Origin of the sequence: Bacillus sp. V3B, from assembly GCF_024494465.1 — a bacterium.
Lineage (GTDB): Bacteria > Bacillota > Bacilli > Bacillales > Cytobacillaceae > Bacillus_BD.
Map to the genome: position 1 here is coordinate 23,693 of NZ_JAETXM010000027.1, position 25,270 is coordinate 48,962.

General features: G+C 37.6%; 22 protein-coding genes. 19 read left to right on the forward strand and 3 right to left on the reverse strand.

Going from position 1 to position 25,270, the window contains the following annotated elements; translation table 11 throughout:
• Positions 1–27: 27 nt before the first annotated feature.
• The 13 genes from JMM81_RS19425 to JMM81_RS19485 all read left to right on the forward strand — a co-directional run bounded on the left by JMM81_RS19425 (position 28) and on the right by JMM81_RS19485 (position 16,114).
• Positions 28–1,101 (forward strand): DUF3048 domain-containing protein, encoded by a 1,074-nt coding sequence (locus JMM81_RS19425; protein WP_256243190.1) that lies wholly within the window; start codon positions 28–30, stop codon positions 1,099–1,101.
• Positions 1,102–1,209: 108 nt separating this feature from the next.
• Positions 1,210–1,524, forward strand: a complete 315-nt coding sequence (locus JMM81_RS19430; protein ID WP_256243191.1) for a YerC/YecD family TrpR-related protein — start codon at positions 1,210–1,212, stop codon at positions 1,522–1,524.
• Positions 1,525–1,673: 149 nt separating this feature from the next.
• Entirely contained in the window at positions 1,674–2,360 is a 687-nt protein-coding gene (gene pcrB / locus JMM81_RS19435) for a heptaprenylglyceryl phosphate synthase (RefSeq protein WP_256243192.1), read from the forward strand.
• 77 nt (positions 2,361–2,437) lie between these two features.
• Positions 2,438–4,666, forward strand: coding sequence for a DNA helicase PcrA (gene pcrA / locus JMM81_RS19440; RefSeq protein ID WP_256243193.1), 2,229 nt, complete (start codon positions 2,438–2,440; stop codon positions 4,664–4,666).
• A 33-nt stretch (positions 4,667–4,699) separates the two neighbouring features.
• Complete coding sequence (gene ligA / locus JMM81_RS19445; protein ID WP_256243194.1) at positions 4,700–6,706, forward strand: NAD-dependent DNA ligase LigA; 2,007 nt, start codon at positions 4,700–4,702, stop codon at positions 6,704–6,706.
• Positions 6,707–6,718: 12 nt separating this feature from the next.
• Positions 6,719–7,888: a CamS family sex pheromone protein gene (locus tag JMM81_RS19450; RefSeq protein ID WP_256243195.1), complete on the forward strand. Its 1,170-nt coding sequence runs from the start codon at positions 6,719–6,721 to the stop codon at positions 7,886–7,888.
• 221 nt (positions 7,889–8,109) lie between these two features.
• On the forward strand, positions 8,110–9,702 hold the full coding sequence (aceB, locus tag JMM81_RS19455; RefSeq protein ID WP_256243196.1) for a malate synthase A: 1,593 nt from the start codon (positions 8,110–8,112) through the stop codon (positions 9,700–9,702).
• A gap of 189 nt (positions 9,703–9,891) precedes the next feature.
• Entirely contained in the window at positions 9,892–11,172 is a 1,281-nt protein-coding gene (gene aceA, locus JMM81_RS19460) for an isocitrate lyase (RefSeq protein ID WP_256243197.1), read from the forward strand.
• Positions 11,173–11,479: 307 nt separating this feature from the next.
• Positions 11,480–11,917 (forward strand): YueI family protein, encoded by a 438-nt coding sequence (locus JMM81_RS19465; protein ID WP_256243198.1) that lies wholly within the window; start codon positions 11,480–11,482, stop codon positions 11,915–11,917.
• A 130-nt stretch (positions 11,918–12,047) separates the two neighbouring features.
• On the forward strand, positions 12,048–12,338 hold the full coding sequence (gatC, locus tag JMM81_RS19470) for an Asp-tRNA(Asn)/Glu-tRNA(Gln) amidotransferase subunit GatC (RefSeq protein ID WP_256243199.1): 291 nt from the start codon (positions 12,048–12,050) through the stop codon (positions 12,336–12,338).
• A 14-nt stretch (positions 12,339–12,352) separates the two neighbouring features.
• Positions 12,353–13,810, forward strand: a complete 1,458-nt coding sequence (gene gatA / locus JMM81_RS19475; protein WP_256243200.1) for an Asp-tRNA(Asn)/Glu-tRNA(Gln) amidotransferase subunit GatA — start codon at positions 12,353–12,355, stop codon at positions 13,808–13,810.
• Positions 13,811–13,822: 12 nt separating this feature from the next.
• Positions 13,823–15,250: an Asp-tRNA(Asn)/Glu-tRNA(Gln) amidotransferase subunit GatB gene (gene gatB / locus JMM81_RS19480; protein ID WP_256243201.1), complete on the forward strand. Its 1,428-nt coding sequence runs from the start codon at positions 13,823–13,825 to the stop codon at positions 15,248–15,250.
• Positions 15,251–15,556: 306 nt separating this feature from the next.
• Positions 15,557–16,114, forward strand: a complete 558-nt coding sequence (locus tag JMM81_RS19485) for a thioredoxin family protein (protein WP_256243202.1) — start codon at positions 15,557–15,559, stop codon at positions 16,112–16,114.
• A gap of 66 nt (positions 16,115–16,180) precedes the next feature.
• Here JMM81_RS19485 and plsY read toward each other — a convergent pair whose 3' ends face one another.
• Complete coding sequence (gene plsY, locus JMM81_RS19490) at positions 16,181–16,795, reverse strand: glycerol-3-phosphate 1-O-acyltransferase PlsY (RefSeq protein ID WP_256243203.1); 615 nt, start codon at positions 16,793–16,795, stop codon at positions 16,181–16,183.
• A 438-nt stretch (positions 16,796–17,233) separates the two neighbouring features.
• Between plsY and JMM81_RS19495 the strand changes: the two genes are divergently transcribed.
• The 4 genes from JMM81_RS19495 (at position 17,234) to JMM81_RS19510 (ending at position 20,360) form a co-directional block, all read left to right on the forward strand.
• Positions 17,234–17,809 carry an RNA polymerase sigma factor gene (locus JMM81_RS19495; RefSeq protein WP_256243204.1) on the forward strand — a complete coding sequence of 192 codons (576 nt, stop codon included), beginning with the start codon at positions 17,234–17,236 and terminating at the stop codon, positions 17,807–17,809.
• Positions 17,806–18,282 (forward strand): hypothetical protein, encoded by a 477-nt coding sequence (locus tag JMM81_RS19500; protein ID WP_256243205.1) that lies wholly within the window; start codon positions 17,806–17,808, stop codon positions 18,280–18,282. The genes JMM81_RS19495 and JMM81_RS19500 overlap by 4 nt, the downstream gene beginning before the upstream one ends.
• Complete coding sequence (locus JMM81_RS19505) at positions 18,282–19,364, forward strand: hypothetical protein (protein WP_305367856.1); 1,083 nt, start codon at positions 18,282–18,284, stop codon at positions 19,362–19,364. The genes JMM81_RS19500 and JMM81_RS19505 overlap by 1 nt, the downstream gene beginning before the upstream one ends.
• A 69-nt stretch (positions 19,365–19,433) precedes the next feature.
• On the forward strand, positions 19,434–20,360 hold the full coding sequence (locus JMM81_RS19510; protein ID WP_256243206.1) for a hypothetical protein: 927 nt from the start codon (positions 19,434–19,436) through the stop codon (positions 20,358–20,360).
• A gap of 182 nt (positions 20,361–20,542) precedes the next feature.
• Here the strand turns inward: JMM81_RS19510 and JMM81_RS23175 are convergent, their stop codons facing one another.
• Positions 20,543–20,806 (reverse strand): FCD domain-containing protein, encoded by a 264-nt coding sequence (locus JMM81_RS23175; RefSeq protein WP_375162419.1) that lies wholly within the window; start codon positions 20,804–20,806, stop codon positions 20,543–20,545.
• A 477-nt stretch (positions 20,807–21,283) separates the two neighbouring features.
• On the opposite strand from JMM81_RS23175, the gene JMM81_RS19515 reads away from it, so the two are divergent.
• Positions 21,284–22,213 (forward strand): diacylglycerol kinase, encoded by a 930-nt coding sequence (locus JMM81_RS19515; RefSeq protein ID WP_256243207.1) that lies wholly within the window; start codon positions 21,284–21,286, stop codon positions 22,211–22,213.
• 100 nt (positions 22,214–22,313) lie between these two features.
• On the opposite strand, the gene JMM81_RS19520 is transcribed toward JMM81_RS19515, so the two are convergent.
• Positions 22,314–22,898 carry a hypothetical protein gene (locus JMM81_RS19520; protein ID WP_256243208.1) on the reverse strand — a complete coding sequence of 195 codons (585 nt, stop codon included), beginning with the start codon at positions 22,896–22,898 and terminating at the stop codon, positions 22,314–22,316.
• 253 nt (positions 22,899–23,151) lie between these two features.
• Between JMM81_RS19520 and rlmD the strand changes: the two genes are divergently transcribed.
• The gene (rlmD, locus tag JMM81_RS19525; RefSeq protein ID WP_256243209.1) at positions 23,152–24,525 is read left to right on the forward strand and encodes a 23S rRNA (uracil(1939)-C(5))-methyltransferase RlmD; all 1,374 of its coding nucleotides are present in this window, start codon (positions 23,152–23,154) and stop codon (positions 24,523–24,525) included.
• Positions 24,526–25,270 lie beyond the last annotated feature (745 nt).

The following is a 25,270-nucleotide window of genomic DNA, read 5'->3' on the forward strand; positions in this document are numbered from 1 at the left end:
AATAGAACAATGAATGAGGTGTGTTCTATGTGGAAAAGATGGTTACCCATTTTTGTTATTGTCTTACTGCTTCTTGTAGGATGCAGCAGCAAAGATGAGGATGAGGCTGTAGAACCGGAACAAGAACAAAAGCAAGAACAAGAAGTTACAGATCATGAGGTTATAGAAGATCCAGAGTCACAAGAGGAAGAATTACCTTATCAGTTTCCATTGACGGGAATTGGGAGTGGTGATGAAATTGATGGAAGAGCCATTGCAGTCATGATTAATAATCATCCGATAGCCAGACCTCAGTCAGGTCTTTATAAAGCGGATATTGTTTATGAATTGTTGGCAGAAGGAAAGGTGACACGGTTTCTTGCTATTTTTCAAAGTGAGCACCCTGATATCATTGGACCTGTCAGAAGTGCTCGAGATTACTATATAGAGTTAGCCAAAGGATATGATAGCCTCTATATTACACACGGGAATAGTCCGGATGCTAAAGAGATGTTGGATGCCGGCTATGTCGATGTTTTAAATGGTCTATACTATGATGGAACTTTATTTAAAAGAGAAAGCTTTCGAAAGGCACCACACAATTCATATATCTCTTTTGATAATATTTTAAAAGGGGCTCGACAGCTTGATTATGAGATGGAGACAACGCCAGATTCACTGAATTTTTTAACAGAAGATGAAATGAATGCACTGACTGGTGTAGAAGCAAATGAATTTTCTATCGTATATTCTAATGCTAGTAACACGTTTAACTCAACCTTTGAGTATGATGACTCTTTAAAGAAGTACAAACGTTTTTCAAATGGAGAGCAAACGGTGGATTATGACACGAAAGAACCTGTATTAGTTGACAATATTTTTATTGTCGAGACAGGACATAAAATTATTGATAACGCTGGTCGGCGTGATATCGATCTTACTACTGGTGGCAGAGCCTATCTTATGCAAAAAGGGTTGAAGATGGAGGTAGAGTGGAGAAATATTGAAGGCAAAATCTTACCTTACCTGGACGGTGAGATAGTTGAGCTTATTCCTGGGAGAACATGGATCAATGTCATTCCAACTCATCCTGGTTTAGGGCAGGTTGTTTCTTTCGAGTAACGATTGCTATATCAACCTATAGATAACAACAACTATACATTTTGGTTGCAAGAATACAGCAATGTCTACGTTTTGTCATCTGTAGTGAAAATAAAGGAGTAATAGGTAATGCAAATTGAAAAATTAAGAGGAAAAGAACTAGATCAATTGTTTAATGCCGTCCTATCATTGAAAGATTTAGAAGAATGCTATCGATTTTTTGATGATCTTTGCACAGTGAATGAAATTCAGTCTTTAGCTCAACGTTTAGAAGTAGCAAGGATGCTCCAAGAGGGAAAAACATATCACATTATAGAATCGGAAACAGGTGCAAGTACTGCCACGATTTCTCGTGTGAAACGATGCCTAAACTATGGAAATGATGCCTATGAGATGGCAATAGAACGAATAAAGAAAAATAAATCAACTACATCAGAAGAATAATGTCAAAAAGCCACTGGAACCTTAGAGCTCCATTGGCTTTTTTTATTAAGTGAGAAAAGTATCAATTATGGCGCATCTATTTTCTTTTTTCATTTAATTTTTCTAATGCTATAATGGTGTAATGTATTGATGGAATGGAGGAAGTTTGCATGTATGATGTGCGTGAGTGGAAGCACGTTTTTAAGCTCGATCCTAATAAACAAATTGAAGATGATCAGCTTGAAAAAATTTGTGAATCAGGTACAGATGCCGTAATTATCGGTGGTACAGATGGAGTCACGCTTGAAAATGTTTTAGATTTGATGGCTAGAGTCCGTCGCTATACCGTTCCATGTATATTAGAAATCTCTTCGATTGAAACCGTCACACCAGGGTTTGATCTGTACTTTATCCCAACTGTTTTAAATAGTAGGGATTCACAATGGATAACAGGACTTCATCAACAAGCAGTCAAAGAATATGGAGACCTTATGAATTGGGAGGAATTTTCCTTTCTGGGGTATTGCATTTTAAATAAAGAATGCAAAGCGGCAAGGCTAACCAATGCAAACACAGAACTATCGAAGGAAGATATAGTTGCGTACGGCAGGGTAGCTGAGAAAATGTTTCATATGCCAATCTTTTATTTGGAGTATAGTGGTTCATACGGTGATCCAACAGTAGTAGCTGAAGTAAAGGAAAAGTTGGAAAATACCGTTTTATTTTATGGTGGAGGCATTACAAATCGCGAGCAGGCAGTCGAAATGGCAGAGTTTGCGGATGTAATTGTTGTGGGGAATATTATTTATGATGATTTAGAGAAAGCTTTGCAAACGGTAATCGTAAAGAAAGAATAGAGTATTGTAAAAGAACAAGGTTAAGAGTAGAATAAAAAGAATAGGAACATACGTTTTATATGGTGGTGAATGAGTACATGAATTTTTTGACGGATAAGCTGTTAAATGGTTTGAATCCAGAACAGCAAAAAGCTGTAAAGACGACAGAAGGCCCCTTACTCATTATGGCAGGAGCCGGAAGTGGAAAGACGCGGGTATTAACTCAACGAATAGCTTATTTAATGGTTGAAAAGAGAGTAAATCCTTACAATATTTTAGCGATTACGTTCACAAATAAAGCGGCTCGCGAAATGAGGGAGCGGATTCAAACGGTGATGGGTGGAGCAGCAGATGACGTTTGGATATCTACCTTCCACTCGATGTGTGTCCGAATTTTACGAAGGGACATTGACCGAATTGGCTACAATCGGAATTTTACGATATTAGATACAACGGATCAGCTATCGGTAATTAAATCGATCTTAAAGGAGAAAAATATTGATCCGAAAAAATTTGATCCACGAGCTATTCTGGGCTCCATTAGTTCAGCCAAAAATGAATTAATTGATCCGGAAGCATACGCAAAAACAGCGGGAGACTATTTTGCTAACGTTGTGAGTGATGTATATAAAGAATTTCAAAAGCGACTGCGGAAAAACCAAGCGCTCGACTTTGATGATCTCATCATGATGACGATCCAACTATTTCAGCGTGTCCCAGAAGTACTCGAAAACTATCAAAGAAAATTTCAATATATTCACGTTGATGAGTATCAAGATACTAATAAATCCCAATATATGCTTGTTAAGTTATTAAGTTCAAGGTTCCAAAATTTATGTGTTGTTGGTGATTCTGATCAGTCCATTTATCGTTGGCGGGGGGCAGATATTGCGAATATCCTCTCATTTGAAAAGGACTATCCAAAAGCACGGGTCATTCTGCTAGAGCAGAATTATCGCTCAACGAAGAGTATTTTACGTGCTGCAAATAAAGTGATTGCCAATAACATGAATCGAAAAGAAAAGAACTTATGGACCGATAACCGCGACGGAAATAAGATTCACTATTTCCGAGCAGATAGTGAACAAGGAGAAGGGCAATTTGTTGTGTCTAAAATGAAGGAACTGGTGCAACAGGAAAACCGTAAATGGTCTGAAATGGCCATTCTATATCGGACAAATGCTCAGTCACGTGTGATGGAGGAAGTACTGTTAAAATCAAATATTGAGTATACGATTGTTGGTGGAACAAAGTTCTATGATCGTAAAGAAATAAAAGATATCCTTGCCTATCTTCGTTTGATTGCTAACCCAGATGATGACATCAGTCTGCAAAGGATTATTAATGTTCCCAAAAGAGGTATAGGCTCAAGTTCAGTCGATAAAATGGCTAACTTTGCTACAAACTATGATACTTCTATGTATCAAGCACTAGACTCGGTTGAATTAATGGGGTTAAGCCCTAAAATCACAAAAGCAGCAGCTGAGTTTAGAGACGTAATCAGCAGATATACGCAAATGCAGGAGTATTTGTCCGTTACCGAACTGGTTGAGGCTGTGCTTGAGAAAACAGGTTATCGTGAAATGCTAAAGGCTGAGAAATCAATTGAAGCACAAAGTCGTCTGGAAAACTTAGACGAGTTTCTTTCGGTTACGAAAAATTTTGAAGAAAACAGTGAGGATAAAAGCTTAGTTGGCTTCTTAACGGACCTTGCTCTTGTAGCTGATATTGATAAATTAGATGATGATGGAGAAGAAGCAGATGCGGTCGTCTTAATGACGCTCCACTCAGCGAAAGGACTTGAGTTCCCTGTCGTTTTTCTCATTGGACTTGAAGAAGGTATTTTTCCGCATAGCCGTTCATTAACGGAAGAAGCTGAAATGGAGGAAGAAAGGCGTTTAGCCTATGTCGGGATCACAAGGGCTGAACAGCAATTGTTTATAACAAATGCTCAGATGAGGACATTATACGGTAGAACAAGTATGAATCCTCCTTCTCGTTTTATTAAGGAGATTCCAGCAGACTTATTAGAAGGAATCGAGCCTGCAAAGAAAAGTAGGTCATTTGGCTCGAGCTCTTCGTTTGCAGGGAAGTCAAAGCAACCACAAGCACAGAGAAAAGCGGTGATGAGACCTGCTACTACCATGACGGGTGGCGATGACGTACAGTGGCAAGTTGGGGACAAAGCGGAGCATGGCAAATGGGGTATTGGAACAGTCGTTAGTGTAAAAGGAAATGGCGAAGGCACCGAGCTCGACATTGCGTTCCCGAGTCCAACTGGTGTGAAACGGTTATTGGCGAAGTTTGCTCCTATTAAACAAGTATAAGAATATTTTATGTATAGGAAAGGAAGCTTTTTTATGGATCGTCAAACAGCGAAAAAAAAGATCGATGATTTGCATAAACGGTTAAATCAATATAACTACGAATATCATGTTCTAGATAAACCGTCAGTGCCTGATACAGAATATGATCAGTTATTAAAAGAACTGTTAAAGCTTGAAGGGGATTTTCCAGAATGGATTTTACCTGATTCACCTACACAACGCGTCGGTGGACAAGTGCTCGATATGTTTAATAAAGTAAGGCATGAAAGTCCAATGTTAAGTCTCGGGAATGCTTTTAATGAGAGTGATTTACGAGACTTTGATCGTAAAGTCCGTCAAGCTGTTGGCGATCGATTCTCCTATGTATGCGAACTCAAAATTGATGGGTTAGCGGTGTCATTAAAGTATGAAAATGGCATCTTTATCCAAGGTTCTACTCGTGGTGACGGAACCGTAGGCGAAGATATTACAGCGAATTTAAAAACGATTCGCTCAATTCCTTTACGTTTACAGGAGCCGATCTCACTTGAAGTGCGCGGTGAAGCTTTTATGCCTAAGCATTCGTTTACGAGGTTAAATGCAATGAAAGAAGAGAACGGAGAAGAACCGTTCGCTAATCCGCGTAATGCTGCAGCGGGCTCATTGCGTCAACTAGATCCCAAGATTGCAGCATCACGTCATTTAGACATCTTTTTATATACAATTGCGAATATGGGAGAAATGAATTTGGCCTCTCACAGTGAAGGACTTAATTGGTTAGATCAGCTTGGTTTTAAAACAAATAAGGAACGAAAAAGTTGTGCAACCATCGAGGATGTTATTACTTTTATTGATGGATGGGTCGAAAGGCGACCACATCTTCCATATGAAATTGATGGGATTGTCATAAAGGTTGACTCTCTTGATCAGCAAAACGAACTCGGTACTACTGCTAAAAGTCCGCGTTGGGCCATTGCGTATAAATTTCCGGCAGAAGAAGTTATGACCACCCTGTTAGATATTGAATTAAATGTTGGACGAACAGGGGTGATTACTCCAACGGCTGTATTAAGTCCAGTAAAAGTAGCTGGAACAACCGTCGCGAGAGCATCGCTTCATAATGAAGACTTGATTCGTGAAAAGGATATTAGAATTGGAGATCAAGTTGTGATTAAAAAGGCTGGAGATATTATTCCTGAAGTGGTTAATGTATTGATAGACAGTCGAACAGGAGAAGAAAAAGAATTTAACATGCCAACACATTGTCCAGAATGTGAAAGTGAACTTGTTCGGATTGAAGGGGAAGTAGCACTTCGTTGTATTAATCCGAAATGTCCAGCACAGATTCGTGAAGGGTTAATTCACTTTGTCTCACGAAACGCAATGAATATTGATGGTCTCGGAGAAAAAGTCGTAAGTCAGTTGTTTGCGGAAAAGTTGATTCAAGATGTTGCAGGCTTGTATAAATTAACAAGGGAACAACTACTAGCTTTAGAGCGAATGGGAGAGAAATCTGTTACAAACCTGTTAAGTGCTATCGAAAGCTCAAAAGGAAACTCACTAGAGAAGCTTCTATTTGGCTTGGGAATTCGTCATGTAGGTGCAAAAGCAGCAAGAACATTAGCACAAGAGTTTGAACATATAGACCGGCTTGTTGATGCAACACGTGAAGAATTAACTTCTATCAATGAAATTGGTGAAAAAATGGCGGACTCCGTTGTTACTTTTTTTGAACAAGAAGAGGTATGCGACCTTCTTCAAGAATTAAAGGATGTAGGCGTCAATTTAGCATATACAGGGATAAAGCCAGTTGTAAGCGAGCAATCTGATTCTCTCTTCTTTGGTAAAACGATTGTTCTAACAGGGAAATTAGCTCAACTTTCAAGAAATGAAGCAAAAGAAAAAATTGAATCTCTCGGTGGGAAGGTCTCGGGAAGTGTCAGTAAAAAGACAAATCTTGTGATTGCGGGAGAAGATGCAGGTTCCAAGTTAAAGAAAGCAGAAGAATTAGGGATTTCTGTTTGGAATGAGGAGAGACTTGTTGAAGAACTATCGAAGTAAGAGGTGTAGCACGTGAGGAAAATCTTTAGTATAGCCCTCGCTTCTGTTTTATTGCTGTCAGCCTGTGCACCGAATTTTCAAAAACAGGAGGAGATTGTACAGGATCAGAAGGATTCAAGTGAGAAGGCGATCATACCTAAATATAAGATATCAGATGAATATTACCGAACTATTTTACCTTTTAAAGAATCTGAAGCTCGTGGACTTGTTGTTAACAATGTATATTCAAAATATGATCTTCAGGAGTTTGAGACGGGATTAATGAGAATAGCTCAAAATACATTTGACCCGGACAAGTACTTGTTTCAGGAAGGACAATATTTAAAGAGTGCAACGGTTAGGCAATGGTTGAATCGCCAGTATACTCCAGAGCAATTAGAAACAAGGGGACTCGACGAATCAGAGAATATCGGTTTGAATCCTCTGGATAATGAACAAGGGGATATCGCTGAACGTTATGAGAAAAATCCGATTTATTTGGCTCATATTTTAGAACATGATTACTTAATCAAAGGAGATAATGGCAAAGTAAGTCTTGGTGGACTTGTTATCGGTCTTGCTTTGAACTCTGTATATTACTATCAAAAGGTTCAATATGGCGCCACATTTCAAACGAAAATTGACCGTGACGTGCTTGATAAAGAAGGAAAGAAAATAGCCGAAGAAATTATCAAGCGTTTACGAGCAATGGATGGCCTTAAAGAGATACCGATTACAATTGCTTTATTTGAGCAAGAAAGTAGGACATCTATTGTTCCAGGTAGCTTTTTTGCGTATGCTAATGCGGGTAAAGGAAGCGCTGATCTTGGGGATTGGAAGGTTGTTGATGAAAATTATATGTTATTTCCATCATCAGAAGCGACTACGCAGTACCGAGATGACGCTACTTTATTTTCAAATTTTAAACAAGATATAGAAGCCTATTTTCCCAACTTTAATGGAGTAGTGGGACGGGCATTTTATGCGGGAGGACATCTTCAAGAATTAAATATTGATATTCCAATCCAATTTTATGGAAAAACAGAAGCTATTGGCTTTACTCAATTTGTGACAGGAAAAGTAATGGAGCACTTTCCGGATTACATTTCCATTCAAGTCAATATCTCTTCTGTTATGGGATCTGAAGCAATCATTGTAAAAGATATCGATCAAAAAGAACCTTTTGTCCACATTTATAAATAAAGTGGCAACTAACTGCATAGCTATAATGAGGAGAGGATAGATTGTTCAAGATCCGAGCATATATCCTCTTTTTTTTGTGGATTAATAGCATTTCTAGAAACTTTGTCGAAATAAATTTTTGAATTTTTTAATAAATTAGTAAACTTACGAAAGAAACTGTTGTATAATAGACTATAGTTAAATATAATTGTTTTATAACAAAAAGGGGTGATGAGGTAAATATGTCCACACAAACTACAGGTATTCAAATTGTTGGCGAATTATTACCAGGCTATGAGAAAATCTTATCTCCAGAGGCGTTAAGCTTTATAGAGCAGTTAGAAAAGAGATTTGGAACTCAACGAAAAGAATTGTTAGCAAAAAGACAAATAAAACAAAAAGAGATTGATCAGGGAAAACTTCCAACTTTTTTGTCTGAAACGGAACGTATACGTAAAGAAGACTGGACCATTTGGCCGCTTCCAAAAGATCTTCAAGATCGCCGTGTAGAAATTACTGGACCGACTGACAGAAAGATGATTATAAACGCTCTTAATTCGGGTGCAAAGGTATTTATGGCTGATTGTGAGGATGCTACATCTCCAACATGGAATAACATTATTGAAGGACAACTGAATTTAAGAGATGCGGTTAACCAAACGATTTCCTATAAAAATCCGGACGGAAAAGAATATAAATTAAACGATGAAACAGCTGTATTGCTTGTTCGACCGAGGGGGCTTCATTTAGAAGAGAAATATATTTTACTAGACGGTCGTCCTATTTCTGCAGGTTTACTTGATTTTGGATTGTACTTTTTTCATAACACTCGTCAACTATTGGCTCAAGGAACAGGTCCATACTTTTATTTACCAAAGATTGAAAATCACCTTGAAGCAAGACTTTGGAATGAAGTATTTATCTTTTCGCAAAAATATCTTGAAATTCCTAAAGGAACGATTAAAGCCACAGTATTAATTGAGACTATTCTGGCGGCATTTGAAATGAACGAAATACTATATGAACTAAAGGAACATTCGGCAGGGTTGAATTGTGGCAGATGGGATTATATTTTCAGCTATTTAAAAAAACTACGTAATCAGGAAGATGTGATTTTGCCTGATCGTTCCCAAGTAACGATGACCGTTCCATTTATGAGGTCCTATTCATTGCTAACGATCCAAACTTGTCATCGGAGAAATGCACCAGCTATTGGCGGAATGGCTGCTCAAATCCCGGTTCGTGGGAATCCTCAGGCTAATGAAGAGGCTTTTGCTAAAGTCCGTGCCGATAAAGAGCGGGAAGCACGTGATGGACATGATGGAACATGGGTAGCGCATCCTGGCTTAGTTCCAGTAGCAATGGAAGTATTTAATCGGGAAATGCCTGAAGCGAATCAAATTCATTCATCAAAGCAACGAACTATTCGTGTAAAGCCGGAGCACTTGTTAGCCGTACCAAAGGGAACGATTACAGAAGCTGGCGTCCGAATGAACATTAATGTGGGTATTCAATATGTCGCTTCATGGTTATGCGGAAGAGGCGCAGCACCACTTCACAACTTAATGGAAGATGCTGCAACGGCAGAGATCAGTCGAGCTCAGCTTTGGCAATGGATTCGTCACCCTAAAGGGGTATTAGATGATGGAAGAAAAGTAACCAGCGAGATGTATGAAAGACTCAAAATGGAAGAATTAGAGAAGATCAAGAACGAACTAGGGGAAGAGAATTATCAGAACGGTCGTTTTTCCGAAGCTACTCAATTATTTGATCAACTTATTTTACAAGATGACTTTGTTGAATTTCTAACATTACCAGGCTATGAAAAATTATAAAAACAGATATGTTCGTTATTAATTGTCTGATAGGAGCGAAATGTTAGCTGAAAAGGTCTTTTTATTAGATTAATAATTTGTGAAAAATAGAGAGTTGTGTATTAGCCTAATAGGATGAATAGAACTCGTTTTTCCTAAGTATGAATAAATAATGGTTGTATTAAATACGAACAAGGGAGATGGATTTATATGGTAAACGATAGAATCCAACAATTAAAAGAGAGCTGGAATAATGACAAACGTTGGATGGGAATTACTAGACCTTATTCTGCAGAGGAAGTGATTAAACTAAGAGGTTCGATTGATATCGAACACACCCTTGCTCGTAAAGGGGCAGAAAAGCTATGGAATTTAATGAATGAGGAAAATTATGTCCACGCACTTGGTGCATTAACAGGTAATCAAGCCGTTCAACAGGTAAAAGCAGGTCTTAAGGCTATTTATTTAAGCGGTTGGCAGGTTGCTGCTGACGCGAATCTTGCTGGTCAAATGTATCCGGATCAAAGTCTATATCCAGTTAACAGTGTTCCTAATGTGGTTAAACGTATTAATCAGGCCTTACAACGGGCGGATCAAATTCATCATATTGAAGGTGATGAATCGATTGATTGGTTTGCACCGATCATGGCAGATGCAGAAGCGGGTTTTGGTGGTCAGTTAAATGTTTTTGAATTAATGAAAAGCATGATTGAAGCAGGTGCTTCAGGCGTTCACTTTGAAGATCAACTGTCATCCGAGAAAAAATGTGGTCATCTTGGTGGAAAGGTTCTACTACCAACTCAAACGGCTGTACGTAATTTAATTGCGGCTCGCCTGGCGGCCGATGTAATGGGTACCCCGACCATTTTAGTTGCACGAACAGATGCTAATGCAGCAGATTTGATTACAAGTGATGTGGACCCATATGATGCTCCGTTTATTACTGGAGAGCGAACTTCAGAAGGATTCTTCCGTACGCGGGCTGGACTTGATCAAGCGATTGCTCGAGGCCTTGCGTATGCACCTTATGCCGATTTAATTTGGTGTGAAACATCTGAACCGAACCTTGAAGAAGCGCAACGTTTTGCAAATGCGATTCATGAGAAATTCCCTGGTAAGATGTTAGCTTATAACTGTTCTCCTTCTTTTAATTGGAGACAAAAGCTTGACCAAAAAACAATCGCTAATTTTCAAGAAGAGCTTGCGAAAATGGGCTATAAATTCCAATTTGTTACATTAGCTGGTTTCCATGCCTTAAACTATAGCATGTTTGAATTAGCACGTGGCTATAAAGAGGAAGGGATGGCAGCATATTCTGAGCTACAACAATCAGAATTTAATAGTGAGAAATATGGTTATACAGCAACTAGACATCAAAGAGAAGTAGGAACAGGTTATTTTGATCAAGTTTCAATGGTCGTAACAGGTGGAGACTCTTCTACAACAGCACTAAAAGGATCAACTGAAGCAGAGCAATTTCAGTCTAAATAATTCTTAGAATTGGATGTTGATATCTTTTACTAAATAGATCCCCTCATTGAAATAATGAGGGGATCTATTTGATTTTTGGCTCTATTAAACCATTCAGGGTAGCTGAAATCTGTGTAAATAAAATGTACATCTCACACAGATGAGTCAAAAATCTGGTCTATCAACAGAGTTCGCTAACAGAGCCAATGTTAAAAAAATGGAGTAATGAAGATTATTTTTAAAGCATATGGAAATGCTTACATTATTCACCTGTTAAGACAAAAATACATACATATAGTATGATAAATGAAGGGGGGGGGTGTCATTATTGTCCAAATCAAAAGTAGACGATTATCTTCAACAAGGGATTCATGGCCCAAAGGTAACCAATCCGGATGAAAGAAGAAAGTTTCTAGGTACGCTTAGAGAGCGGATTGAAGTGGCGCTAACTCAAGGACAAGTAATGGAAAAAGAGACTTATCTTGAAATCGAAGAAAAGATGAAAGAGTATCCACAGACTCAGTTGTTTTTAAACGGACATATTGATTACCGTTATTTATCGAAATATATAAAAAAGGCCAATCAATATAAGATTGAATATACAATTGTAACAAATAAGGAATACAATACGAAAGTTGGTCTTATTCTTGCTCATAGTGATGCTGTTGATAGAGAAAATATTTACGTAACAAAAGTGCCAAAGGCTCCCGAACAGAAGGAAGAAAGTAAAGGCCTATTTTCTTTTTTGAAAAAATTAATTCCGTAACGAAAAGGTAACGCTAAAAAAGTATCAGGCACTGAGTATGACCGATGCCTGAAAATCTTGTTTAGCGTTTTAAAATTTGATATGATCAATATTATTGTGTTATGTTCGAATACTTTGGAGGTGACCTGAATTGACGAGAATTACGATCGATGAAGTAAAGCATGTGGCAAATCTAGCTAGACTTGCTATAACAGAAGAAGAGGCTAAAATGTTTACCAATCAATTAGATGCGATCATTGGCTTTGCTGAACAGTTGAATGAACTGGATACTGACAATGTCGAGCCTACTTCGCATGTATTAGATATAAAAAATGTAATGCGTGAAGATATAGCGCAAGCTGGATTACCAATTGAAGAAGTGTTAAAGAATGCCCCAGAGCATGAAAATGGACAAATTAGAGTCCCATCTATTATTGACTAAGGAGGAGAGACATAGTGAGTTTGTTTGATCATAAAGTTTCAGATCTACATGAACTGTTACATAAAAAGGAAATCACAGTGTCTGATCTTGTCGATGAATCGTATAAACGAATTCAAGCGGTAGATGACAAGGTACAGGCATTTTTAACGTTAGATGAGGAAAAAGCACGGGCAGCCGCAAAGAATTTAGATGAGAAGCTTGGAACAGACGAATCCAAAGGTCTGCTTTTTGGCATGCCGATTGGTGTAAAGGATAACATCGTCACGAAAGATTTGCGTACGACTTGTGCGAGTAAAATACTTGAAAACTTTGATCCCATTTATAATGCAACCGTAGTAGACCACTTACATAAAGCAGAGACCATTACGATTGGTAAATTAAATATGGACGAGTTTGCAATGGGTTCTTCCAATGAGAATTCATACTTTCAAAAAACACGTAACCCATGGAACTTAGAGAGAGTTCCAGGTGGTTCTTCAGGTGGCTCAGCAGCATCTGTTGCAGCCGGAGAGGTACCTTTTTCATTAGGATCTGATACAGGTGGCTCCATTAGACAACCGGCTTCTTTTTGTGGGGTTGTTGGCTTAAAACCAACCTATGGACGAGTATCTCGTTATGGATTAGTGGCTTTTGCCTCTTCGTTTGACCAAATTGGACCGATTACAAGGACAGTAGAAGATAATGCCTACTTATTACAAGCCATTTCTGGATTGGATCCAATGGATTCCACTTCAGCTAATGTGGAAGTACCACACTTTGTAGGAGCTTTGACAGGTGACATTAAAGGATTAAAGATCGCGGTTCCCAAAGAATACTTAGGAAAAGGCATTGGAGAAGAAGCACGTCAATCTGTTTTAGCTTCATTAAAAGTATTGGAAGGTCTTGGGGCTGTTTGGGAAGAAGTCTCATTACCACATTCTAAGTATGCTTTACCTGCCTACTATTTATTGTCTTCTTCAGAGGCTTCAGCAAACTTATCTCGTTTTGATGGTGTCCGGTATGGTTATCGTTCTCCAAACTCAGATAGTTTAATTGATTTGTATAAGAATACAAGGGCTGAAGGCTTTGGTGATGAAGTAAAACGTCGGATTATGCTTGGAACCTTTGCTTTGAGCTCAGGGTACTACGATGCTTATTATAAAAAGGCACAAAAAGCACGTACACTTATTAAAAAGGATTTTGAAGATATATTTGAAAACTATGATGTCATTATTGGACCAACAACACCAACACCAGCTTTTAAAATAGGTGAAAATACTTCAGATCCGTTAACGATGTATGCAAACGATATTTTGACTATTCCAGTGAACCTTGCAGGTGTTCCGGGAATTTCTATTCCTTGTGGATATGCAAATGGATTACCGTTAGGATTACAAATTATCGGAAAGCATTTTGATGAAAGTACTGTTTACCGCGTTGCACATGCATTTGAACAAGCAACAGATTATCATAAACAAAAGCCTACACTGTAAGGGGGGAGAACGATGGAATTTGAAACAGTCATTGGACTTGAGGTCCATGTGGAATTGAAAACAGATTCGAAAATATTTTCAGCAAGCCCAAATAAATTTGGAGCAGAGCCTAATACCAATACGTCGGTCATTGAACTTGGCTATCCCGGTGTGTTACCTGTTTTAAATAAAAAAGTAGTAGATTATGGCATGAAAGCATGTATGGCGTTGAATTGTGAAGTAGCAACACATACAAAATTTGATCGTAAGAATTACTTCTATCCTGATAATCCAAAAGCATACCAAATTTCCCAGTTTGATAAACCAATTGGTGAACATGGCTGGATTGAAATTGAAGTGGATGGATATAAGAAGAAAATTGGCATTACTCGGATTCATTTAGAAGAAGATGCGGGAAAACTAAATCACGAATACGGGTACTCGTTATGTGATTATAATCGTCAAGGAACCCCGTTAATTGAAATCGTATCTGAACCGGACATTCGAACTCCGAATGAAGCTTACGCCTATTTAGAAAAGCTAAAATCGATTATTCAATATACAGGTGTGTCTGATTGTAAAATGGAAGAAGGCTCACTTCGTTGTGATGCGAATATCTCTCTTCGTCCAGTAGGTCAGGAGGAATTTGGAACAAAGGCAGAGTTAAAGAACTTGAATTCTTTTAATTTTGTTCGTAAAGGTCTTGAACATGAAGAAATAAGACAAGCTGCTGTTCTACGTTCTGGTGGTGTGATTGAACAGGAAACACGTCGTTTTGATGAAACAAGTAATTCAACGATCTTAATGCGTGTAAAAGAAGGATCTGATGATTACCGTTATTTCCCTGAGCCTGATTTAACTGATTTGTATATTGATGAGGATTGGAAAGCACGGATTCGTGCTGAAATTCCAGAGTTACCAGATGAACGAAAAAAACGCTATGTCGAAGAATTAGGCTTACCTACATACGACGCAGCTGTTTTAACGGTAACGAAAGAAATGGCTGATTTCTTTGAAGCAACTGTAAAAGCGGGAGCAGATGCTAAGCTTGCATCAAACTGGCTGATGGGAGACGTATCTGCCTTCATAAAAGCTGAGCAAAAGGAATTGGAAGAGGTGGCTCTTACACCTCAGAGCCTTGCAGGCATGATCAAATTAATTGAAAACGGTACGATCTCTTCTAAGATTGCAAAGCAAGTCTTTAAAGAATTGATTGAAAATGGTGGAGACGCTGAGAAAATTGTGAAAGAAAAAGGGCTTGTACAAGTATCTGACGAAGGCGCTCTTTTGAAATGGGTAACAGATGCGATTGATGCAAATCCAAAATCTGTTGAAGATTTTAAAAACGGAAAAGCAAAAGCAATTGGTTCCCTTGTGGGTCAAGTGATGAAAGCTTCCAAAGGACAAGCAAATCCGCAAATGGTGAACAAGCTATTGATGGAAGAATTGAAGAAACGATAATATTAAAAAGTGCTAGTAGAATTTTCTACTAGCATTTTTATTTTAGATTGTACATCTCAGAATGACAAATAGGGGGGCTTTGTCTTTTTTTGGTGCCTGACACCATCAAAGTCATCGACAAGATTTCCCGGGAAAAGATAGGAATAGACAAAAGTTTGCGAATGCTGTCCCTTTAAATAAAGATATTTTAAGTGTTTAAACTTGAAATAAGGAGCGAACTTTCGGCAAGATGTAAATAACATCATGAGTAACATCTATTTGAGACAATGCTGATTCTTAAAAAATATGAACAGGAGTGACGAGTGGATGGAATTAGTACAGTGGTTTGAAAAGGGCTTAACAAAGGAAGATTATATGTCTGGAATGAAAGTGAATAAGGACGGAATGGATACAATCTATAACGGATTTACATTGAATAATCAAGAGAAGAAACAACTTGAAGGGGTAAAAGATAAAGGATTAAAAGTGATTGCTTTATCAGAAGATTGGTGTGGGGATGCGATGTTAAATAATCCGATTCTGTTAACCATTGCTGAGGAAGCCAATATCGAAGTCCGGTTTTTATTACGTGACCAAAACCTTGAACTAATGGATCAGTATTTAACAAATGGAACAGCAAGGTCCATTCCTATTTATATTTTTATGGACCAAAACGGTGAGGAAAAAGCAGTATGGGGTCCTAGAGCTGAAAAGATACAAGAGCTAGTTATGCGTGAACGCAGTCAGCTTCCTGATCAAGAACGTCCTGAGTTTAAAGAAAAACAAATTCAACTGTACAAACAATTAGGAGCTAGATATCAGCAGGATGAAGAAATCTGGCATACTGTGGCAGAAAGTATTCTTTCTGTATTGCCCAAAGAATAAAGCTTTTCTTGATCAAGTAAATACAATACTTCATAACAATGGGAGTCTGGAAATTTCAGACTCCTTTTATGTTCTCTTTGGATTTATTCGATCATAGGCTAAACTCTTATCTGTTGTTTTTGGCTCTTTATGATGGATGAAATTATAAATATTTGTTCGATGTAGGAATAGGAGTAACAGAAAGAAAATGAGAAAGAGAAGGTCATTTTCCGAACCGACTTCCATAAGGGCATAGAGAAGTAAAACGAGTCCAACAGAAAGGGAACCAAAGAAGACGTATTTCGTGATAATAATAACAAAAATAAAGCAAATATAAGCAATTAAAAAAAGCCAAATATTAGCTATGAATAATACACCTGCTGTGGTGGCAATGGCCTTTCCACCTCTAAATCCAGCAAAAATGGGAAAACAATGGCCGATGACAGCAGCTAATCCAGTATAAAGAGGGGGTACATCCATTTGGAAAATAAAAGGTAAAAGTGCAGCTAAAGCTCCTTTTCCTACATCTACTAATAACACAATGGTTGCTGATTTCTTCCCAAGTACCCTAAGTGTATTCGTTGCACCTGGATTATAGCTTCCATGTTCACGAATATCAATACCAAAGAAGATATGACCAACGATTAATGCAGTTGGAATCGAACCCATTATATACGCAAAAATAAAAATGGGTAATATCATAGAATCATCCTTTTAAATGCTTTTTCTCTTCTTTTACTATAGTAGAGAGATTACAGATTTAGAAGTAGTTTTTACAGTGATCTTAATCAGATATTTTATTAAACTTTAAGAATCGAACATAGATCTTAATCAAACGTTTGATTAAGATCATTTGAAATTTGTATAGACTCTAGTTGTTGATCTGCTGTAAGGAATTTTGTCTCTTCCAGTGCTATTTTCTCTCTATTTTTTCATAACCATAGCTAGATCCTTTTCTGATAAAGTGTCAATCTTGTTAACTAGGAATAATTTTCCATAGCATGGGAATGATCGGCTCTTTATCTGGAAATCTTTTTTAAACAAAATGGCTATGTTCATGATGATTGTTTAACATAGATAACAAAATAAAAATAAAGTGTTTTTCTGTAGGGATTATCATAGAGTCTTTCGTCTATTAGGGTGGAAGCTTGCAGAAAGGGGGAGAGAGGGATTCGTGACCAAGTTCTTATTGAAAAAGTATTGAGCGGACATGACCACGCTTTTCGGTTATTGGTAGAAAAATACCACAATGATCTATTTCGTATCATTTATGCTGTATTAAGAGATCAAAAAGAAGCAGAAGATGCCGCACAAGAAGTGTTTTTAAAGATCTATACCTCTCTCCCTAAATATGAGAATCAAGGCTTTAAAACATGGATAACAAGGATTGCTGTAAATCATGCGATCGACATGAAGCGAAAACGGGATCGAAGGCAAGAAGATGTAACGGATTCAGGAGAGTATGAATTTAGGAATTCTCAAAGTGTAAGCGTGGAAACGGAAGTCATAAATACAGAAAGACAGAAACTTGTTCGTAAAAAGTTGAATGAGTTACCGGAAAATTATCAGAAGGTGATCTACGACTTTTATATCGCTGAAAAAAGCTATCAGCAAATGGCTAAGGAGCAGAATGTTCAAGTTAAGACCATTGAGACGAAGCTTTATCGTGCCCGTAACTGGATGAAGAAACATTGGAAGGAGGACGATTTTTCATGACGCATTATTCTTATGAAGAGTGGATGAAATACGTGAAAAATGAGTTGGGTCAAGAGATACAAGAAATGTATGAAAACCATCTTTATAGCTGTGACCAATGTTTAGACCTTTATCTTCAGGCGGTAACAGAGGTGGAAAGTGAATTACCATTCATCACAGATGATACACAATTTACTGATGTGGTGATGACTCAAGTCTCAGAAGTTCAGCTTTCTTCTGTAAAGAGTGTAAAGGAAAAAAGGAGTGAGAAAAAGCGGTTCTATCAATCGGCCGTATTCCATTATACGATTGCAGCTGCCATGACCATTCTTTTAATGACAACGGGTGTTTTCCAGTCGCTGACGCAATATGCTGAAAACATACAAAGTCCTAATTTTCAGAAGAAAGAAACGTCAATGACAGCAGGTTTTGTTGATAAAACCTTTGCTTGGATGGATTTATTAGAGGAAAAAAATAAGAAGGAGGAAAAATAATGAGAAATCCAATTATTGCTTTTCTATTGGCATTTTTCCCAGGTGGAGGGTTACTCTACTTAGGTAAAATCCTCAGAGGATTGGTCTATTTGTTCGGGGAATTCTTTCTCATCGCACTTACCTTTATAATGGTTGCAAACGGGATTGGGGATCCTGCAATGATCATTGTTTTTGCAGGGGTATTCCTCTATATTGTCAATTTAGTTGATACAGCCATAACGGCATCAAAACTTTTTCATAACAAACAAGAATCTCTTGCATCTGATTCGATGTCAACAAATGAGTTGGAGTATGAACGGTTTCGGACTATTTTACTGTCATTTATTCCAGGTGTAGGACATTTTCATCTAGGGTTAATGAACAGGGGACTAACATTATTAACCGCGTTTCTTGGTTTAGGTGTGATGGTCTTATTTGTTTCAGTTCTCACACATCGAAGTGAGTTTTTAGTGTTTTGGGCGATACTACCGGCTATTTGGGTTTACGGATTTTTTGATGCGATTGGGCAATTGAATCGAAAACAGCGGGGAGAGGAATTAGTTGACCGGACAATCCTTGAGGATCTGGAAATGAGGAGGGACGATGGAAAGAAAAGTAAAGCAATTGCTACATTCTTATCCATTTTTCCTGGAGCGGGACATTTGTATCTAGGGTTACAACGTAGAGGCATTCAATTAATGGCGGCATTTCTTTTTTCGATTTATATTTTAGATGTTTTACGCTTAGGTATTTTTCTGTTTTTAATCCCGATTGTTTGGTGCTACAGCTTTTTTGATGGAATGCAAAAGGCTTCCAAATATGGAGATGAGCCGCTAGAAGATACACCGATTATTTCTTATTTAATTAATCATCAGAAATGGCTTGGGGTTGGGCTTATCTTGCTTGGTTTGTATTACTTGACAACCAATATCCTCCTTCCTATTGTTTCACCTATGCTCTACAACTTGATTCAAGTTGACTTAATCTATTGGTTTGATCGTTACTTCCAAACAGCTGTTGTTTGTGTGCTTTTAATTGGCGGGGGATTGAAGCTGTTGGCAGGAAAAAGAACAAAGACGGTGGTGCAGGAAGATCATGAATAAAGCTAAACAAGGTTCAGGAAACGGAGAAGCCCTCCTGAATCGTGATCGAAAACGAAAGGCGGTTTTACTATGAGAACTTGGCGAGTGGGTACTTTTTCAATGGGAGCATCGCTCCTTTTTCTTGGTCTTTTTCTTTTATTTTCTCAATTATTTGGTTTAGAAATGACGAATGTGTTGCTTGTTTGGTGGCCAGTAATCTTAGTGGTTCTTGGGGTTGAAATTTTGGCCTTTTTATTCCTATCTCGACAGGATAAGCCATTTTTGACATACGACTTTCTTAGTATCTTCTTTGTTGGCGTAATTGGAACAGTTGGGATTGGGTTTTCTCTTTTTAGCTCAACCGGTATTCTAGAAAAAGTAGATGATTGGTTAAATCGTGAAGAACAAACGATTGATCTTCCTGTGTTTGAACATCAAGTGAAAGGTGAAGTCAAGAGATTGGTCGTTAATACAGGTAGTAATCCACTTACAATTGAAGGAATAACAGAAAAAGAAGTAACGATGTTTGGAACATACAGGGCGTTAACGGGAAAAAATGAAAAGTTAATTTCGGACGCTGGAGATTATGTGTCCGTGCAACAAAAAGGTGAAACAATGTATTTGAATATAAAGGATTTACCGAACAAAACAGCCGGACCCTTTGATTCATTTGTAACTCTTTCAGCAACTATTCTCGTACCAAATGATATCGAGATTGAAATAGTAGGAAATGATAATTCAGTCAACCTAAAGCCTCGCATCCTCTTAAGTAATTGGACAGTCAATCATGTAGCACATCTTTCTGTTCAAATGGAGAATAAGAGTGATGTAAAGGTAACAGCAAAAGATGTACAAGACTTCCAAGAAGATAGGGGAAAGTGGACTATAGAAGAGGAGAACAATGAAGAAGCAAGAGAGGATACGACTATAAAGCAAGCTACTTTTCAAACGGGGAATGGAAGTCATCATCTTCAAATCATGAACAGTTATCAGGTCGAAGTGAATACAGTGGATTAATTAGATTATCTTCCCACTGAAGAAAACATATTTGATTTCATTTGTATTATTTACGTCTTTCTAATAGTGTCATTAGATAAACATGAAAAGTTCAGTGTTCTATTACTCTACTAGAATATGAAACTTTTCTGTAACATCAAAATAACTTCTATTTTTGTTATACAGGTTTTTCCAACTTTTTATCAGTTCCAAAATATGGTTTTGAGAATACTTTCTGTTTGATTACTTTCCTTGTTTTCGATAATTGAAATGATGTTTTTATGATGGGTAATCTGATCAGCAAAATTGTGTTCTATCTGGGAAAGCATCATTAGTCGATTATAATGTGTAGCTAATTGAGTAATGGATTTCCACATCATCTTTCGCTGATTCGCTTGAAAGATGATGTGATGGAAATTTTCATCCGATTTTTGAAGTTCCCATCCGCTCCCTTCTTGGTCGATCAATATTCTTTTTTAGCATATATATACTTTCTCGAGGAAAGGACTTACAAGCTAATTTCAAGGTTTCTTTTTTCAAAAAGAATCGCCTTTTTATGAAAAATAAGTTTATCACCACTAAAACTTATATAGTCAATAGAGAGAACATTTTCTAATTAAAATATAGCAAAAACCATACTACTCTTTTTAGACTGTCGTAACCATATTTGTATAGAATAGGAACATCCTATAGATAGGCGAATAAGTAGTAGTGTTTAGAGGGGAAGCGACCCTGATAGTTTTTGATCAAACATTAAAGATGATTTAGCAGGTTAACCCTTTTTAAATGAGAGTTGAAAAAGCAATACTCTTTTCTAGTCTTTTTGTAGCTGTGTAGAATATCATAAAAATTGATATGTTTCTGCCTTTTAGATATGATAATAAGTGAGAACGAGTAAATAAATTATAATTAAATTTATAAGTATGATATTAGGATGATGGGATATGAAAAGAGCAAGAATTATTTATAATCCAACTTCTGGGCGCGAAGCAATCAGGAAGCATTTACCGGATGTTTTGGAAATATTAGAAAATGCCGGCTATGAAACATCTGCTCATGCGACAACAGGTGAAGGGGATGCTATAGAGGCAGCGAAATTGGCAGTTGAGCGTCGCTATGATGTTGTGGTAGCTGCTGGTGGAGATGGAACGATTAACGAGGTTGTGAACGGGTTGGCTGAGCAGGAGTATCGGCCAAAGTTAGGGGTGATCCCTGTCGGAACGACGAATGATTTTGCCAGGGCGTTGCACATCCCACGTGATATATTGGCAGCAACGGATATGATTGCTAAAGGAGACAGAATTCCGGTTGATATTGGTCGTATGAATGATAAATACTTCATTAATATCGCCGGTGGTGGTCGCTTAACAGAGCTTACTTATGATGTCCCTAGTAAATTGAAAACGATGATTGGACAACTAGCTTACTATTTAAAAGGAATTGAAATGCTTCCATCGATCAAGGCAGTAGAAGTAAGCATTGAATATGATGGGAAGCTATTTGAGGGAGAAGTGATGCTTTTTCTAGCTGGATTAACGAATTCTGTTGGTGGGTTCGAAAAGCTGGCGCCTAATTCATCGATTAATGATGGAATGTTTTCCTTGTTTATTTTGAAAAAAACAAATCTTGCTGACTTTATTCGGATTGCCACTCTTGCCCTTCGTGGGGAGCATATTAATGACCCGAAAGTAATTTATACAAAGGCAAATCGAATCAAAGTGTTAACAGATGAAAAGGTGCAATTAAACTTGGATGGTGAATACGGTGGTATGCTTCCAGGCGAATTTATCAATTTGTATCGCCATCTTGAAGTGTTTGTACCAATTGATAAAATTCGTGAAGAAGACCGTCCTACAGACTGGATACAATCATAAAAAAGGACTAGGCAATTGTCTAGTCCTTTTATCATGTAAATACTTATTTGTATTCATATGATAGTGTACAAGAGTTGACATTTCACGCTAAATAAATCCATTATTTTGCAGCTTCAACAAAGGTAGTAACATATCCATGAGTATCTGCTAATGTAGCTCCACTAACAACGTCAATCATTTTTGCTTTGTCTTCATCAGTAGTGTATTTACCAAGTTCTTCTTCTAATTCAGCAATTGTTTTACCAGTTACATATTCTTCAATTGCAGCATAGTTATCATGAATAGCAACTGTTGAACCTGCTGCTTCTACCATATGTGCACTATAATATTCAGTGCTGTCTACTTTAGAAGCTAAAACAACTTTAGGATCTACAAAATTCTCAGCAAAAGCGCCATCAGAATTTGGAACACCTATGACACCAGCTTCTTCTGTGCTTAAAAATTGGAATTCATCAATAGAAGCAACTGCAATTTTATCGCCGTCCATTGCTACTACTGTGACTGCGAAAGACTTATCACCGTGAGGAGCAGAGTTAACTCTTCCTATTTTAAGTTCTCCTGTAGATTCTGTTGCGGTATCTTCTGTTGTTGTTTCTTTTGGAGTATCCTCTGCTGATGATTTTTCAGCATTTGAACACCCAGCAAATACTCCTACTAAATCAAGTTCCTCAATAATTATTTTCAATATAGTTGGTAGGAAGTTCCAAATTTAGTCACAAACAGTGGGGAATTAAATTTGATTTTCTATGGTGAATATATTCACAAATATGTCAAAACTATTTTTTACGAATAAAAGTGATAAAAATCTCTGGTTTTTTAAGTGTCAGGCACCATCCAGAAAAATGGAAAGGGAATAGGGTTTCGTCATTAATCTGTATTTGTGATACAATTTTTCTAGTCGAGAGAGGCTCGGAATTTATTTGTAAAGGAAGAAGTCGATGAATAAAACATTGCCTGTTCAGAAGAATGAGTATATAGATGTAGTTTTTGAAGATTTAACACATGACGGGGCAGGGGTTGCGAAGGTGGATGGTTATCCGCTGTTTGTACCAAATGGATTGCCCGGTGAAAAGGCAAAAATTAAAGTGATTAAAGCGAATAAAGGCTATGGCTTTGGTCGCCTTATGGAAATAACTGAAGCTAGCCCCTATCGGGTTGAGGCACCTTGCCCAATCTATAGGGAATGTGGTGGGTGTCAGCTTCAACATATGAGCTATGAAGGTCAATTGATGGCGAAAGGAAAACAAGTTAAAGACGTACTACAACGGATTGGAAAGCTAGGTGATGTCAAGGTTCACCCGGTATTAGGAATGAAAGATCCATGGCGTTATCGTAATAAAGCTCAAGTTCCGATTGGTGAACATGAAGGTGGTCTGATCGGTGGTTTTTATCAGCAACGAAGCCACCAAATTATTGATATGCAAGCCTGTTTGATCCAACAGGAAAAAAACGATGATGTGGTCAAAAGGGTAAAGGAAATTTGTAATCGTTACGGTGTACGTGCCTATGATGAAAAGAAACATAAGGGTGATCTTCGGCACATTATGGCGCGTTATGGTTTAAAAAGTGGTGAGGTCATGGTTGTATTTGTGACCCGTACGAATGAGCTTTCAAATAAACAGAAAATAATTGATGATATTGTGGGTACTGTTCCGGGTGTAAAATCGATCGTACAAAACATCAATTCGAAAAAAACAAATGTCATTTTTGGCGATGAAACGAAGGTGCTTTGGGGCGAAGAAGTGATTTACGATTACATTGGTGACATTCGTTTTGCTATTTCAGCGCGATCCTTTTATCAAGTAAACCCTGAACAAACGAAGGTATTGTATGATAAGGCACTGGAGTATGCTAGTTTGACAGGTAAGGAAACGGTAATTGATGCATACTGTGGAATTGGAACGATATCCCTTTTTCTTGCACAAAAGGCGCATAAAGTATATGGAGTCGAAATTGTACCTGAAGCGATTGAAGATGCTAAGAGAAACGCAGATTTGAATGGGATAACAAATGTGGAATTTGCTGTTGGTGAAGCAGAAACCGTGATTCCCGACTGGTACGAAAAAGGCGTGCAGGCCGATATACTTGTCGTCGATCCGCCACGTAAAGGTTGCGATGAAAAACTACTACAAACAATTCTTAGCATGAAACCGAAAAAAGTAGTTTATGTCTCATGTAATCCAGCCACCTTAGCACGTGACCTAAGAGTTTTAGAAGATGGGGGATATCAAACGGTCGAAATTCAACCCGTTGATATGTTTCCGCAGACAACACATGTGGAGACAGTCGCGTTGATAGAGTTGAAATTGTAGAGCAAAAATAAAATCCTGACATCTAAAACAAACCCATAGCATAATCAAAATAAAGTCTTGCTAACCCTGTGGTAATGTGTGGATAAAGGTGTGAATAAAAAGCAGGATAAAAAGGGTGGGAACAGGAATCCCATCCTTTTTCCTGTCCTTTACACCCAAACAAAAATCAGAAGAAAAATCCTAAAAAAACCTTGGTCTATTAACGTTTGAATAAAAAGTGTGAGGGGCTCTCTGAACCTCAAAAGCTGAAAAAGAGTGAGAAAAATCAGGAGAAAAGGCAGGAAGAAAAGCAGAATATTATTTTCATTGAGAACGTAGGAATGCGGGTTTGAAGAGGTTTTTTCCTATTACTTTATTTTCGCTGAACATAGTTAGAGTAGGAAAATAATAGTATAATAAAGATGACAGTTAATGATGGAACATTAACTGTCTATATTAAAAGAATAGTTTCTCCGAAAGGGAAAATCAGTGCCAGGTCAAATATAATCCTACCGAACAAGCTGATGAATTTAAGGGTGACTTATTTAATAAAAATGTGTGTATCTTGCCTTAGTATCGGTTCTGCAATTACCATGATGAATTTGAAATAGAATAATTACAGATTTCCCGAACGAGAAAGCCCACTTCTTCAGATGTGGGATGAAAGTGAGGTCGAACCAGGCGTGTCTTATGATACGTTAAGGGTTCGATTTTTTTAATTTTTAATCAATTTGACTATTTTTCGAACATTAGTTCTGTTATGATA

Excerpts from the sequence above, each read along its gene's own strand:
- JMM81_RS19425 (WP_256243190.1), top strand. The coding sequence starts at position 28 with ATGTGGAAAAGATGGTTACCCATTTTTGTTATTGTCTTACTGCTTCTT.
- JMM81_RS19430 (WP_256243191.1), top strand. The coding sequence starts at position 1,210 with ATGCAAATTGAAAAATTAAGAGGAAAAGAACTAGATCAATTGTTTAAT.
- pcrB (WP_256243192.1), top strand. The coding sequence starts at position 1,674 with ATGTATGATGTGCGTGAGTGGAAGCACGTTTTTAAGCTCGATCCTAAT.
- pcrA (WP_256243193.1), top strand. The coding sequence starts at position 2,438 with ATGAATTTTTTGACGGATAAGCTGTTAAATGGTTTGAATCCAGAACAG.
- ligA (WP_256243194.1), top strand. The coding sequence starts at position 4,700 with ATGGATCGTCAAACAGCGAAAAAAAAGATCGATGATTTGCATAAACGG.
- aceB (WP_256243196.1), top strand. The coding sequence starts at position 8,110 with ATGTCCACACAAACTACAGGTATTCAAATTGTTGGCGAATTATTACCA.
- aceA (WP_256243197.1), top strand. The coding sequence starts at position 9,892 with ATGGTAAACGATAGAATCCAACAATTAAAAGAGAGCTGGAATAATGAC.
- gatB (WP_256243201.1), top strand. The coding sequence starts at position 13,823 with ATGGAATTTGAAACAGTCATTGGACTTGAGGTCCATGTGGAATTGAAA.
- JMM81_RS19485 (WP_256243202.1), top strand. The coding sequence starts at position 15,557 with ATGGAATTAGTACAGTGGTTTGAAAAGGGCTTAACAAAGGAAGATTAT.
- plsY (WP_256243203.1), bottom strand. The coding sequence starts at position 16,795 with ATGATATTACCCATTTTTATTTTTGCGTATATAATGGGTTCGATTCCA.
- JMM81_RS19500 (WP_256243205.1), top strand. The coding sequence starts at position 17,806 with ATGACGCATTATTCTTATGAAGAGTGGATGAAATACGTGAAAAATGAG.
- JMM81_RS19505 (WP_305367856.1), top strand. The coding sequence starts at position 18,282 with ATGAGAAATCCAATTATTGCTTTTCTATTGGCATTTTTCCCAGGTGGA.
- JMM81_RS19510 (WP_256243206.1), top strand. The coding sequence starts at position 19,434 with ATGAGAACTTGGCGAGTGGGTACTTTTTCAATGGGAGCATCGCTCCTT.
- JMM81_RS19515 (WP_256243207.1), top strand. The coding sequence starts at position 21,284 with ATGAAAAGAGCAAGAATTATTTATAATCCAACTTCTGGGCGCGAAGCA.
- rlmD (WP_256243209.1), top strand. The coding sequence starts at position 23,152 with ATGAATAAAACATTGCCTGTTCAGAAGAATGAGTATATAGATGTAGTT.